General features: G+C 59.1%; 11 protein-coding genes and 2 pseudogenes. 7 read left to right on the top strand and 6 right to left on the bottom strand.

The genetic code is table 11. The features are described 5' to 3' along the window. Positions 1 to 115: 115 nt before the first annotated feature. On the top strand, positions 116 to 892 hold the full coding sequence (locus tag BMW74_RS19825) for a ferric iron reductase (protein WP_093425480.1): 777 nt from the start codon (positions 116 to 118) through the stop codon (positions 890 to 892). Between the two features lie 41 nt (positions 893 to 933). Here the strand turns inward: BMW74_RS19825 and BMW74_RS25815 are convergent. Then, positions 934 to 1362 (bottom strand): annotated as a pseudogene (locus BMW74_RS25815) (methyl-accepting chemotaxis protein); the annotation flags it as partial. 114 nt (positions 1363 to 1476) lie between these two features. Next, positions 1477 to 2148: pseudogene (locus BMW74_RS25810) on the bottom strand (PAS domain-containing protein); the annotation flags it as partial. Between the two features lie 915 nt (positions 2149 to 3063). Between BMW74_RS25810 and BMW74_RS19815 the strand changes: the two are divergent. Further along, positions 3064 to 3474, top strand: a complete 411-nt coding sequence (locus BMW74_RS19815; protein WP_093425474.1) for a GNAT family N-acetyltransferase — start codon at positions 3064 to 3066, stop codon at positions 3472 to 3474. On the opposite strand, the gene def is transcribed toward BMW74_RS19815, so the two are convergent. After that, positions 3471 to 4010, bottom strand: coding sequence for a peptide deformylase (gene def, locus BMW74_RS19810; RefSeq protein WP_093425471.1), 540 nt, complete (start codon positions 4008 to 4010; stop codon positions 3471 to 3473). The genes BMW74_RS19815 and def overlap by 4 nt on opposite strands. Positions 4011 to 4012: 2 nt before the next feature. Continuing rightward, entirely contained in the window at positions 4013 to 4963 is a 951-nt protein-coding gene (locus BMW74_RS19805; protein ID WP_093425468.1) for a YihY/virulence factor BrkB family protein, read from the bottom strand. 320 nt (positions 4964 to 5283) lie between these two features. Here BMW74_RS19805 and BMW74_RS19800 point away from each other — a divergent pair, with 320 nt between their 5' ends. Beyond that, entirely contained in the window at positions 5284 to 5661 is a 378-nt protein-coding gene (locus tag BMW74_RS19800; RefSeq protein WP_093425465.1) for a hypothetical protein, read from the top strand. A gap of 60 nt (positions 5662 to 5721) precedes the next feature. Here BMW74_RS19800 and fadD1 read toward each other — a convergent pair whose 3' ends face one another. Both fadD1 and fadD2 read right to left on the bottom strand, forming a co-directional pair. After that, the gene (gene fadD1, locus BMW74_RS19795; RefSeq protein WP_093425462.1) at positions 5722 to 7413 is read right to left on the bottom strand and encodes a long-chain-fatty-acid--CoA ligase FadD1; all 1692 of its coding nucleotides are present in this window, start codon (positions 7411 to 7413) and stop codon (positions 5722 to 5724) included. Positions 7414 to 7748: 335 nt separating this feature from the next. Continuing rightward, on the bottom strand, positions 7749 to 9437 hold the full coding sequence (gene fadD2, locus BMW74_RS19790) for a long-chain-fatty-acid--CoA ligase FadD2 (RefSeq protein WP_093425459.1): 1689 nt from the start codon (positions 9435 to 9437) through the stop codon (positions 7749 to 7751). Positions 9438 to 9635: 198 nt separating this feature from the next. On the opposite strand from fadD2, the gene BMW74_RS19785 reads away from it, so the two are divergent. From BMW74_RS19785 to BMW74_RS19765, 4 genes are all read left to right on the top strand, one after another. Continuing rightward, positions 9636 to 10580 carry an alpha/beta hydrolase gene (locus BMW74_RS19785; RefSeq protein ID WP_093425456.1) on the top strand — a complete coding sequence of 315 codons (945 nt, stop codon included), beginning with the start codon at positions 9636 to 9638 and terminating at the stop codon, positions 10578 to 10580. 42 nt (positions 10581 to 10622) lie between these two features. Further along, positions 10623 to 11093: a MaoC family dehydratase gene (locus BMW74_RS19780; RefSeq protein WP_093425453.1), complete on the top strand. Its 471-nt coding sequence runs from the start codon at positions 10623 to 10625 to the stop codon at positions 11091 to 11093. 253 nt (positions 11094 to 11346) lie between these two features. Then, positions 11347 to 11583 carry a DUF3820 family protein gene (locus BMW74_RS19770; protein ID WP_019693207.1) on the top strand — a complete coding sequence of 79 codons (237 nt, stop codon included), beginning with the start codon at positions 11347 to 11349 and terminating at the stop codon, positions 11581 to 11583. A gap of 27 nt (positions 11584 to 11610) precedes the next feature. Beyond that, positions 11611 to 12792, top strand: coding sequence for an aminotransferase class V-fold PLP-dependent enzyme (locus BMW74_RS19765; protein WP_093425448.1), 1182 nt, complete (start codon positions 11611 to 11613; stop codon positions 12790 to 12792). The last annotated feature ends 208 nt before the right edge of the window (positions 12793 to 13000 follow it).

Genomic DNA, 13000 nt, shown 5'->3' with positions numbered 1-13000 from the left:
CGCCACACCACTCGGAGCCGTCTCACAGGGTTACCGGAAATGATTGGCATCAGTTTTTCCTCGCCTGCCCTAGCCTCCTTGGAGCCACGCTTATCGCCCCAAGGAGTCGTACGCCATGCACACGGACTTGCACCAACAGCAGCACCCGCCCTGTCAGCGGAACGACGCACCGACACACCTCGACCCCAAGCGCCACCCCTTCGAACCCGCTGCCCTGTTGCTGCACCTACTCGAACGCGAGCCACAACTGGGTCGCGTCCTGGGCATCGCGGCGCAACCCGGGGAACTGGCCGTTCCCGTGGACAGCCTGTTTGCCCTGGACCCGCACGGGCAACCGCGGCTACGCCAATGGGTCGCCTTGGCCCAGGGTGTCGATGACGCGCCTGCGCTACTGCGCTTTATCCATGACTACCTGGCGATTGTCGTTCCCGGTTTGCTTGGCATGTACTTGCTCTACGGGGTCGCCTTCCAGCCCCATCGACAACACAGTCTGATGGCCATCAACGCCGACGGACAGCCGGGCCGATTGCTCCTCCAAGGATTTGCCGGCATCCACATCCACCACTCAACCCTGCGTTGGCAAGGCGTCGCCCCGCCGTTTCCCGCGCCCAGGTCCGACCCTGCCGAACGGGTCCGAGACACCTTCATCCACACCACCCTCATGTGTCATCTTGGGGAACTGGTCTGGCTATGCGCCAGGCATTGGCCCGTGCATGAATACGCCTTGTGGCGCGAGTTGGCCCGGCATCTGGACGACTGCTTCGAACACTTGCGCGAACGGGTCGAGCCGCAACGTTGGCGCCTCGAACGCCAAGCGCTGCTGGAACGGGACTGGCCCACTCAATCACCCGGCATCTGCCGGCAACACAACCCACTGAAGATGCGGCGCTAAACGGGCTCTCATACCGGGAACCCGTTTTATTGCGCGCCAGTTTAGTTGAGCTGCAACGTCGAGTTGAACTGGCTGATTGCATCCACCACATGCCGTGAACCCTGTTGAATCTCCAGGATCACCTCACCGGCCTCGTTGGCCAGCTCTACCCCCAACCCCGTTCGGCTCAAGCTCGATTGCATGCTCGATACCGCACTCAGTGACAGGTCGTGGTTCTTGCGGACCACGTCGACGATTTCCAGGGTGGCCTGGCTGGTGCGCGCCGCCAGGCTACGGACTTCGTCGGCCACCACCGCAAAACCGCGTCCGTGTTCCCCGGCACGCGCCGCCTCGATGGCGGCATTGAGCGCCAGCAGGTTGGTTTGATCGGCAATACCGCGAATGGTCTGGACAATGGTGCCGATGATGTCCGACTGCTTGCTGACCGCATCGATACTGCGGGCGGCTTCGTTCAAGTCCCGGGAGATTTCTTCAATGATCTGCACCGTCTGCTGCACCACCTGCGAGCCCTTCTGGGCACACGCGTCATTTTGCACCGAAGTGGCATGCGCCGATTCGGCGGCGGTCTGCAACGTGGTCACTTGCGCCGTGATGTCACTGGCAAACTTCACCACTTTGTACAACCGGCCCTTGGCATCGAAGATCGGGTTGTACGAGGCTTCCAGAAACACCATGCGCCCGTGCTTATCCACTCGTTCAAAACGACGGGAATGGTACTCCCCACGATTGAGCGAGGCCCAAAACACCTTATAGGCTTGAGACTCACTCTCACTTCGGTGGCAGAACATGCTGTGATGTTGTCCCACAACTTCATGGAGCGAGTAGTGCATGGTCTGCAGGAAGTTTTCGTTGGCCGTGATCACCTTGCCGTCCGGCGAAAACTCGATCACCGCCATCGCGCGACCTACCGCATTTACCAAACTCTGGTTCTCATGCTCCTTATTGATTCGATCGGTAATGTCCGCCGCCACTTTGATCACGCTGCGAACCTGGCGATCCGGACCGAGCACCGGCATATAACTGGCTTCAAGCCAGACTTCCCGGCCCTTTCGATCCAGGCGAAGAAAAGTGCCACTGCTGGGCTCGCCACGACCTAACTCACGCCAGAAACGCTGATAGTCTTCACTTTTGGCGTAATCGCTGTCACAGAAGATACGATGGTGTTTGCCACGGATCTCCTCGGCGCTATAGCCCACGGCATTGCAGAAGTTTTCATTGGCATCAAGAATCACGCCCGTCGGATCAAACTCGATCATGGCCATGGAGCGGCTCACGGCTGAAAGTTTGGCATTGGCTTCGCTCAATGCGCAGCTGAAGCGCTCTATCTCAAGCAAGTCAGACTTGTGGTGTAAGTTGAACATGGTGGCATCACCTTCAGCGCTGTCTTTTGATTAAAGGAAATTCCTAGTCTTCACTGGACTTACAACGACTTCCTACAGAACAGGCAAACGCACCCTCATAACGAGGATCAGGGTCAGGTGATACATGATGTTCAATTGGAGAGTGCTTAACGCAACGCTCTTATCAAGCCATCCGTTTCTTGACACCCCGAGGGAGGGGTCAGCCCAACACTCATAAATAATTCCGTCTAAGAAACATTCCTTTTAACAACGGTGCCTTTGTGTGCGCACTCTGAATAGCTAACGGTTATTAAGGCTTTATTTAGTATCAGGCACACACCGTCGCTTCAAGCTGATTGCGCCTGAAGCACTGACATTAAAGTTTCATATCGCCATGGGTATAAGTTGTACGGGAGAGCATAGACAGCAACGCAAAGTATGCAAGGCCATCAAACGGCCATCTCTCTACCAGTGGTCAGAGAACATACCGTAGAAACGACAAACAGCCGGATGATCGGTCATAGCGAGCCGACGTGTTTGTTCAGAGGGAAGGAAATCAATCGCAGTGATCAGGCTGCCGCAAAACAGAGCCCGGTAGCCGGGCTCCACGACAGGGGTTTAGTGACCGAACACATCAACCTTTTTTGCCTTCTTGTCAGCGCGCTTTTCATCGGCCGTCTTTGCCGGTTTTTTCTTCGCCGCTTTTTTTGAATCCATGCCTTTGGCCATGATACTTCCTCCATTCATACGGGGTGTGGACTCAGGTATACACCTATCCCGCTGCTCGCGTTCTTTTATAATCTCGGGCCCTGCACACCAACGGCCCTTTTCATGCCTGATCTCCAGTACACACAGCTCGCCGAGCCCTTATGGCCCTTGATGAACAAGTTCTATCGCAGCCACCAGTCATCGATGAAAGCCGTTCGCGAGGCACAGTTGTGGGTCGGCACGCGCGATGAAATCGTCGCCGGACTATGCCTGCGGTCGGTGGCGGATGGTTTCTGGCTGACCGGGCTGTTTGTCGCTCCGACCTGTCGTGGCCAGGGCGTGGCGGCCGCGTTGATGGCCGCCGCACTGCTGCCGATCAGTGCGCCCGTGTGGCTGTTCTGCCACCCGGACTTACGGGAGTTCTATCAGCGCAACGGCTTCACTGTCGACCCACCGTTGCCCTATGCGCTGGCCGAGCGCCTGGCACGCTACAACCGCAGCAAGCCGATGATTGCCATGGGGCGCGCGGCCTAGTCGTCGGCGGCGGGGTCCAGGTCGGGGAACATCACCTCGGTGAAGCCGAACTTGCGAAAGTCGGTGATGCGCGACGGGTACAGGCGCCCGATCAAATGGTCGCACTCGTGCTGCACCACGCGGGCGTGAAACCCCGAAGCAAAACGCACCAACGGCTGGCCCTTGGGATCGAAACCTTCATAACGGATGTGTTGATAGCGCTGCACTGCGCCGCGCAAACCAGGCACTGACAGACACCCCTCGAAACCCTCTTCCAGGGTTGGCTGCAGTGGCGTGATCAGCGGGTTGATCAGGATCGTCTGCGGCACCGCCTCGGCATCCGGATAACGTTCGCTGTGCTCGAAGCCGAAGATCACCAACTGCAAGTCGACACCGATCTGCGGTGCGGCCAGGCCAACCCCGCCAACGCTTTCCATGGTCTGGAACATGTCGTCGATCAGTTGCCACAGCTCGGGGCTGTCGAACATTTCAGCGGGGACTGGCGGGGCAATGCGCAGCAGGCGCTCATCGCCCATCTTGAGAATTTCACGGATCATGATCAGGCTTCGTCGGTGGTCGGTTTGAGCGAATGATCGCGGCCCAATCCCGAGACAGGGAGTTTATGTTCGAGGTCATGCTCGCCGGCCACTTTCTCGCCTGGGGCCTTGCCTTCGCTGGACATGTGCTCGATCACGGCGTTCATCTCTGCCCCCAGCAGCAGCACCGCGGCGGAGATGTAGAAGTACAGCAACAACACGATGATCGCGCCGATACTGCCATACATGGCGTTGTAGTTGGCGAAGGTTTTCACGTAGAAACCAAAGCCCAGCGAGGCGATGATCCACACCACCACCGCCAGTACCGAACCTGGGGTAATGAAGCGAAACTCCTGCTTCACATCCGGCATCACGTAGTACATCAAGGCCACGGCCACCATCAACAGAATCACGATCACCGGCCAGCGCAGGATCGTCCAGACCGTGACGATGAACTCCTGCATGCCGATCTGCGAGGCAATCCACTCCATCACCTGCGGGCCGAGCACCATCAAGGCCGCAGCGGCCAGCAACATGCCGGCAATCCCCACGGTGTAGAAAATCGACAACGGGAAGCGCTTCCAGATCGGCCGGCCCTCGACCACATCGTAGGCCGCATTCATCGCGCTCATCATCAACCGCACGCCGGCCGAAGCGGTCCACAGCGCGATAACGATACCGACCGACAGCAAGCCACCCTTGGATTGCTGGAGCTGGTCGATCACCGGGTTGACCTGTTCCAGCGCCTGGGGCGGCAGTACCAGCTCCGACTGCAGGCGCAGCCAGGTGAAGAAGTCCGGCAAATGCAGGAAACCGATCAAGGCGATCAAGAACAGGATGAAGGGAAACAGCGAGAACAGCATCTGATAGGCCAGCGCCGAGGCGTAGGTGGACATCTCGTCATTGATGAACTCAGTGACCGTGCGCATCATCACGCGGTGCAAGGGCAAGCCTTTCAAATCTGGCAAGAACATAGCGTCTCCTTTCGCCGCAATAGGTTGAAGTCGGGGGATGACCCAGGGAGCGATTTCTACATCAAACTCACCTGTTTGGCGACCTTGAAACAATTTCGAGACTTTATATAACAATAGTCGACCTAAAAACGGCCAGTCGTGGCTGACCGTTGCGGCACCTCGCAGAGGTTGACCTGCACCTGCGACACAGAGTTTCATTTGTTTTCACTGCGACATTTCATCCGCCGCTGCACGTTGGGCTTTATGTTTAGCGGGTTTGCCCCGAGAATGCGCAACGTATTCAGGCCTTGTCGCTGAAGATTCAACCCTGTAGGAACGTTATGAAACTCGATAAAAAGCAGGCCATTGCCCGCAGAAACCAGGAACTGGGCGGTGCAGTGCTTGGCGTCAACAACTGCCACTTCACCGAATTGAACCGCAACCGCAACATCTGGTGGTTCGATCTCCCGGTGGCGCGTCTGGCCGTTGGTCAGTACGAGTGGATTCACTTGCTGATGCACACGCCGGACACCGACCAGTTGCTGCACCTGAAGGTGCCAACCGTGTTCCTGCGCGAAAAACTCGAAGGCCTGGTGGTGCGCAACGAAGGCAAGCGCAAGGCAGCGCTGAGCCTGGAGTTGAGCGCCGACAAGGACGCCTACCTCCAGGACATGCGCCCTGCCGGTACCAACGTCAACTTCGCGCAGTTCTTGCAGTAAACGCCCCGGCGTCAGAAACAAGAAGCCCCGCATCTGCGGGGCTTCTTGGTTATTGCTCGCTTACTTCTTGACGCCCAACTTCTTCAGCTCTTCATCACGCAGCTCGCGACGCAGAATCTTGCCAACGTTAGTGGTTGGCAATGCATCACGGAACTCGACGGTCTTGGGCACTTTGTAGCCAGTGAGATTGGCGCGCATGTGCGTCATCACTTGCTCTTTGGTCAGGGTCACGCCCGGCTTGGCGACGATGAAAATCTTGATCGCTTCCCCCGACTTCTCGTCCGGCACGCCGATGGCCGCGCACTGCAGCACACCCGGCAAGGTCGCCAGCACGTCTTCGAGTTCGTTGGGGTACACATTGAAGCCGGAGATCAGGATCATGTCTTTCTTGCGATCGACAATGCGCATGTAGCCGTCCGGCTGGATCAGCGCGATGTCACCGGTCTTCAACCAGCCTTCGCTGTCGAGGATCTCGTCAGTGGCGTCCTGGCGCTGCCAGTAGCCCTTCATCACCTGCGGCCCCTTCACGCACAGCTCGCCGATCTCGCCCAGCGGTTGCTCAACGCCCGCATCGTCGACGACTTTGCACAGGGTCGATGGCACCGGGATACCGATGGTGCCGATCTGAATGTTCTGGATCGGGTTGACGGTAGCCACCGGGCTGGTCTCGGTCATGCCGTAGCCTTCGCAGATCGGGCAACCGGTGACGTCCTTCCAACGCTCGGCGGCGGCCAGTTGCAACGCCATACCACCGGACAAGGTGACTTTCAGCGCCGAGAAGTCCAGCTTGCGGAACGCTTCGTTATTGCACAGGGCCACGAACAAGGTGTTGAGGCCGACAAAACCACTGAACTTCCACTTCGACAACTCCTTGACCATCGCCGACAGGTCGCGTGGGTTGCTGATCAGGATGTTGTGGTTACCGATCAGCATCATCGCCATGCAATGAAAGGTGAAGGCATAGATGTGGTACAGCGGCAGCGGCGTGATGAGGATCTCGCAGCCTTCGTTGAGGTTGGAGCCCATCAGCGCTTTGCACTGCAGCATGTTCGCCACCAAATTGCGGTGGGTCAGCATCGCGCCCTTGGCCACCCCGGTGGTGCCACCGGTGTACTGCAATACCGCGACATCACTGCTGGCCGGGCTGGCTTCCGTCACGGGTTGGCCATGACCTTTGCTCAGCACGTCGTTGAACTTGATGGCCTTGGGCAGGTTGAACGCCGGCACCATCTTCTTCACGTACTTGATGACGCTGTTGATCAGCACGCGCTTGAACGGTGACAGCATGTCAGCCACTTCAGTGACGATGACATGCTTGACGCCCGTCTTGGGCACCACGGCCTCGGCCAGGTGCGCCATGTTGGCCAGGCACACCAGGGCCTTGGCCCCGGAATCGTTGAATTGGTGTTCCATTTCCCGCGCGGTGTACAGCGGGTTGGTGTTGACCACGATCAAGCCGGCGCGAATGGCACCAAACACGGCGATCGGGTACTGCAGCAGGTTAGGCAGTTGCACGGCGATTCGATCACCGGGCTGCAAATCGGTATGCTGTTGCAGATAAGCGGCAAATGCTCCCGACAATTCGTACAGTTCACCGTAGGTGAGTGTCTTGCCCAAGTTGCTGAATGCCGGCTTGTCGGCGAAGCGTTGGCAGGATTGCTTCAACACTGCCTGAATATTCGGATACTCGTCTGGATTGATATCGGCAGCAATCCCAGCTGGGTACTTATCCTTCCAAAAGTCTTCGATCATGGAAGCCCACTCCTCAGCAACGCGAATTCTTCACCGCATTGGGTGCGATTATTATTGGTGTGTGTTTTGTATGGATGAATCTGGCTTTGACTTAAGGCCCCAGATGTCACAAAGCGCGCCGAGAGTAGCAGCTTTGCAAAAGCCCGACTAGAGCCAAAGAAAGCCCCTACAGTCACCACCAGCACTCAAGACGATTTAATGGTCATTTTTAGAGTAAAAAACCTACAACCCCGTAAAAGCCTTTGAATCCGGGGCTTACAACCCGTTCAAGCAGACAAAAAAAGAGGCACCCAAATCTGGGCGCCTCTTTTTTGTGCACTATCACTGAACACGTATTACGCGATATCGCGCAGCTCCCTGCGCAAAATCTTACCCACCGGTGACATCGGCAACGAGTCCCGCAGCACGATCTGTTTGGGAACCTTGTAGGCCGTGAAGTTCTCCTTGCAGTAGGCCTTCAGCTCTTCAACGCTGATTCCGGCTTCACGCGCCACCACGAACAGTTTGACCGCCTCGCCGGAACGCTCGTCCGGCACCCCGATCACGGCGCAGCTGGCGACGTTCGGGTGCGCCATGACCACGTCTTCGATCTCGTTGGGGTAGACGTTGAAGCCCGAGACGATGATCATGTCTTTCTTGCGGTCGACGATGCGCACAAAGCCATCGGGATCGATCACCGCGATGTCACCTGACTTGAACCAGCCCTCGGCATCCAGGACCTCGGCGCTCGCCTCGGGTTTGCGCCAGTAGCCCTTCATGACCTGCGGGCCCTTGATGCACAACTCGCCGCGCTCGCCCAGGGGTTGCTCCACGCCCTCGTCGTTGATCACTTTCAAGCTGGTGCCCGGCACCGGCATGCCCACCGAGCCGATGCGCGACCCACTGCCATAAGGATTGGTACAAGCCACTGGCGAGGTCTCGGTCAAGCCGTAGCCCTCGGTGATCCGGCACCCGGTGATCTGCTCCCAGCGTTCGGCGGTGGCCTTGACCAGTGCGGTGCCGCCAGAGTTGGTCAGCTTGAGGGTGCTGAAGTCCAGGGTCTTGAAGTCCGGATGTTCCATCAATGCCACGAACAGCGTGTTGAGCCCCAGCAACGCCGAGAACCGCCAGTTTTTGAGCTCCTTGATGAACCCCTTGATGTCCCGTGGATTGGTGATCAGTACGTTGTGGTTGCCGGTGACCATCATGCACATGCAGTTCGCGGTGAACGCATAGATATGATAAAGCGGCAGCGGAGCGATCATCACCTCCTGACCTTCGCGCAGCAACGGCTGGCCATCCGCCGCGAGCTGGCCGAGACAGGCGCGGGCCTGCTGCATGTTGGCCACCAGGTTGCCATGAGTCAGCATCGCGCCCTTGGCCAGGCCCGTGGTGCCACCGGTGTATTGCAGCACGGCGATGTCGTCGAGGCTGACATCCAATGGCTTGATGCTCTGCCCACGCCCCAGGTGCAACGCGCTCTTGAACGAGATCGCCTGCGGCAGGTCGTAGGCCGGGACCAGTTTCTTGACCTTGTCGACCACGGTATTGACCAACCAGCCCTTGGCGGTTGGCATCAGGTCGCCCATCTTCGCTTCGATCAGGTATTGGATATCGGTGTCGCCCAGCACTTCCTGGACCTTCTGCCCGAACATGTTCAGGTACACCAGCGCTCGCGCACCGGAGTCCTGGAACTGATGGCGCATTTCCCGCGGGGTGTACAGCGGGTTGGTGTTGACCACGATCAGCCCGGCGCGCATGGCACCGAACACCGCAATCGGGTACTGCAGGACGTTGGGCATCTGTACCGCAATGCGATCGCCCGGCACCAGGTCGGTCTGGCTTTGCAGGTAACCGGCGAAGGCGGCGCTATGGCGCTCCAGGTCCGCGTAGGTCAGGGTCACGCCCATGTTGCTGAACGCAGGACGGTCAGCGAACTTCTTGCAGGAACGCTCGAACACCTCGATCACCGACTTGTACGCCCCGCGATCAATATCGGAGGGTACGCCGGCCGGGCGCTTGTCATTCCAGAAATCAGGTTGCATTGTTCTTGTCCTCTTATACCTGAGCAAGTCTGTACCGCAGCAGCGGAGCTTCTGGGACACTAGCAGTTATGGCGGATCAGGCAAATATGAGCGACCGCGTCATTGATAGCGTGAATCTTGCTGCCATCGGACGCGAACAGCGAACGCCGGGCAACCGATCAGCTATACACTCCAACGACTCAGCGAAAAGGAATCGCCATGATCCACGATACGTTCTGGCTGGCCGCGAATGACCACAGCCAGCTCTTCGTCAACCGGTGGCTACCCGAAGGCCCGCTCAAGGCGGTGATCCTGGTATCCCACGGGATGGCCGAACATAGCGCGCGTTACGCCCGCCTGGCAGAGCAATTGTGTAACGAAAGTTACGCGGTCTATGCGCTGGACCAGCGGGGACATGGCAAGACCGCCGAAAACGGGGTACTGGGGCACTACGCGGACGACGATGGCTGGTGCAAAGTGGTCGGCGACCTGGCCAGCCTCAACCAGCGTATCGGCCAACAGCATCCCGGCACGCCGATTGTGTTGCTGGGCCACAGCATGGGCAGCTACATCGCCCAGGCCTATCTGTTGCACCACAGCGCCAGCCTGTACGGCGCGGTACTCAGCGGCTCGAACTTCCAGCCGGTGGCGCTGTACCGCACGGCCCAACTGATTGCCCGCTTCGAACGCTGGCGCCAGGGACCGACCGGGCGCAGCGCAGTGATCGAATGGCTGACATTCGGTTCATTCAACAAGGCCTTCAAGCCCAATCGCACGGTGTTCGACTGGCTCAGCCGCGACCCCGCCGAAGTCGACAAGTACATCAACGACCCGCTCTGCGGCTTTCGCTGCACCAATCAATTATGGGTCGACATGCTTGGCGGCTTGCAGCAGATCAGCAAAGCGTCCAATCTCGCGCAGATCGATCCGGGCCTGCCCTTGCTGGTGATCGGCGGTGAATGTGATCCAGTGAGCGAGGGCAAGCGTCTGAAAGCTTTGGCCGATGCATTGCGCCAGGCCGGCAGCCGCAACCTGCAACTGACGATCTACCCGCAAGCCCGCCACGAACTGTTCAATGAGAGCAACCGCGATGACGTGACCGCGGACCTGCTCGCCTGGCTGGATGAGGCCTTGAGCCATCGCCGGCCACCCAGAACCGAATGACCTTTGGTCATCTCACTTAACTTGTCACAGGATTCGAGCCACATGACCCAGGTTACCAACACCCCGTACGAAGCCCTCGAAGTCGGCCAGACCGCCAGCTACAGCAAGACCGTGGAAGAGCGCGACATCCAACTGTTTGCGGCCATGTCCGGCGACCACAACCCGGTGCACCTGGACCCCGAGTTCGCGGCCGCCAGCATGTTCAAGGAGCGCATCGCCCACGGCATGTTCAGCGGTGCCCTGATCAGCGCCGCCGTCGCCTGCGAGCTGCCTGGGCCTGGGACCATCTACCTCGGCCAGCAGATGAGTTTCCAGAAGCCGGTCAAAATTGGCGACACCCTGACCGTGCGCCTGGAGATCCTCGAAAAACTGCCTAAATTCCGCGTGCGCATCGCCACCCGCGTGTTCAACCAGCGCGATGAGCTGGTGGTCGATGGCGAGGCCGAAATCCTCGCACCCCGCAAACAACAGACCGTGACCCTGCCAACGCTGCCGGCCATCAGCATCGGCTGATGCCCTGCGTGCCACGCCCGTCGGACTGCAATGCTGTAGTCCTTTTGTGGCGAGCGAGCCTGCTCGCGCTGGGTCGCGCAGCGGCCCCATAAAAAGGGACGGCTACGCCGTCCGGCGCGAGCACACGGGCAGTCTTCATGTCGACATTGCAGATACCGCTGAAGAACGCCCCCGAGCGAGCAGCGCCCCGCCCATTGGCCTGCATGCACAATCTCGATATTTTCCTGACTGTTTGAACCAAGACGACGCAACGATGAACCCCGAAAAGCTTGAACTGCTGGTCACCCGTGAAATGCCCTTTGGCAAGTACAAAGGCCGCATCATTGCCGACCTCCCCGGCCAGTACCTGAACTGGTTCGCCCGCGAGGGGTTTCCCCATGGCGAGCTGGGCGGCTTGCTGGCCCTGATGCAGGAAATCGATCACAACGGGTTGTCCGACCTGCTGGACCCCTTGCGGGCCAAACACGGCAAACCCAAACCTCGTCATTGAGCCACCGAACCCACACCGAGTCGCCCCATGCCCGACAACACCCTACGCGCCCGTGATGAAGCCTTCTGGCAAACCTTCGCCGATCGCTACGATGTCCAGCCAGGTCCGATCAACCTGGAGAACGGCTATTTCGGTCGCCTGTCGCGCACGGTGGTCGACGAGTACCAACGCCGCATCGAACACATCAACAGCAGCAACTCCGTGCATGTGCGCCAGCGCTTCGAGCAGCTCGAAAGCGTGGAGATTCGCGCGCAACTGGCGGACCTGCTGCGCGTTCCCGCCGAGGCGCTCGCCCTGACCCGCAACGCCACCGATGGCCTGCAATCACTGATCCGCAACTACAACCGCTTGCAACCGGGCGATCAGGTGCTGGTCTGCGACCTGGAGTACGACACGGTCAAGAGCGCGATGCGCTGGCTGGCAAAAAACCGGGGGGTCGAGGTGATCGAAATCGAGCCCCCCCACCCCGCCAGCTTCGACAGCCTGGTGGAATGCTACCGTGCAGCCTTCAAGCAGTACCCGCGCCTCAAACTGATGGCCCTGACCCACGTCACCCACCGCACCGGCCTGGTGATGCCCGTCAAGGCGATCGCCTCGCTGGCCCAGGAACATGGCGTCGATGTGATCCTCGACGGTGCCCACGCCCTTGGCCAGATCGAATTCGACCTGGATGAGCTGGGCATCATGTTTGCCGGCTACAACCTGCACAAATGGATCGGCGCGCCACTGACCCTGGGCTTCCTCTACATTGCCCCGCACCGCCTGGAAGACATCGACCCGGACATGGGTGAGTTCCACTTCCCCGCCAACGACATCCGCGCGCGCACGCCCTACTGCACCCCAAACATCCCGGCGCTGCTGACCTTGCCCCTGGTGTTCGAGGAACACCGCGCCATCGGTGGCGCGGCGGCCAAGGGCGCACGCCTCAACTACCTGCGCAACCTGTGGGTCGAGACGGTACGCGATGTGCCCGGCATAGAGATCATGACCCCAAACGATCCGCGCCTGTATTGCGGCATTACCTCGATGCGCTTCACCCACCACGCCGACCAGCAGGTCTTGGCCGAACGCCTGCTCAATGAGTACAACCTGTTCACCGTGGCCCGCAGCGGCTCGGCGTGTGGCCAGTGCATCCGCATTACCCCGGGGCTGACCAGCACGGCGCGGGACATGCGTTTGATCGCGCAGGCGTTGATTGAGCTGAGTTGAAGCAACTCGTACTCATTGATAGGTGAAAAAATAAGCCTTGGAATAACCCGTAGGCCAATTCGCCGGACGGCCTAGGATCCGTCCTAATCGTATTTTGAGGCGGTCCGGGGGGCTAGAACCCTCCCCATCAGATCATTCATCGTCCAAGGCTCTTCACCATGAAGGCCTTGAACATGCCGACACCCCCGATCACGTTCTTCGACCACAG

Source organism: Pseudomonas sp. ok272 (assembly GCF_900109995.1).
Lineage (GTDB): Bacteria > Pseudomonadota > Gammaproteobacteria > Pseudomonadales > Pseudomonadaceae > Aquipseudomonas.
Note: the sequence above shows the minus strand (reverse complement) of the source record. Positions and strands in the feature narration are given on the sequence as shown.

Excerpts from the sequence above, each read along its gene's own strand:
- def (WP_093425471.1), bottom strand. The coding sequence starts at position 4,010 with ATGATCCGTGAAATTCTCAAGATGGGCGATGAGCGCCTGCTGCGCATT.
- BMW74_RS19785 (WP_093425456.1), top strand. The coding sequence starts at position 9,636 with ATGATCCACGATACGTTCTGGCTGGCCGCGAATGACCACAGCCAGCTC.
- fadD1 (WP_093425462.1), bottom strand. The coding sequence starts at position 7,413 with ATGATCGAAGACTTTTGGAAGGATAAGTACCCAGCTGGGATTGCTGCC.
- fadD2 (WP_093425459.1), bottom strand. The coding sequence starts at position 9,437 with ATGCAACCTGATTTCTGGAATGACAAGCGCCCGGCCGGCGTACCCTCC.
- BMW74_RS19825 (WP_093425480.1), top strand. The coding sequence starts at position 116 with ATGCACACGGACTTGCACCAACAGCAGCACCCGCCCTGTCAGCGGAAC.
- BMW74_RS19800 (WP_093425465.1), top strand. The coding sequence starts at position 5,284 with ATGAAACTCGATAAAAAGCAGGCCATTGCCCGCAGAAACCAGGAACTG.
- BMW74_RS19770 (WP_019693207.1), top strand. The coding sequence starts at position 11,347 with ATGAACCCCGAAAAGCTTGAACTGCTGGTCACCCGTGAAATGCCCTTT.
- BMW74_RS19780 (WP_093425453.1), top strand. The coding sequence starts at position 10,623 with ATGACCCAGGTTACCAACACCCCGTACGAAGCCCTCGAAGTCGGCCAG.
- BMW74_RS19805 (WP_093425468.1), bottom strand. The coding sequence starts at position 4,963 with ATGTTCTTGCCAGATTTGAAAGGCTTGCCCTTGCACCGCGTGATGATG.
- BMW74_RS19765 (WP_093425448.1), top strand. The coding sequence starts at position 11,611 with ATGCCCGACAACACCCTACGCGCCCGTGATGAAGCCTTCTGGCAAACC.
- BMW74_RS19815 (WP_093425474.1), top strand. The coding sequence starts at position 3,064 with ATGCCTGATCTCCAGTACACACAGCTCGCCGAGCCCTTATGGCCCTTG.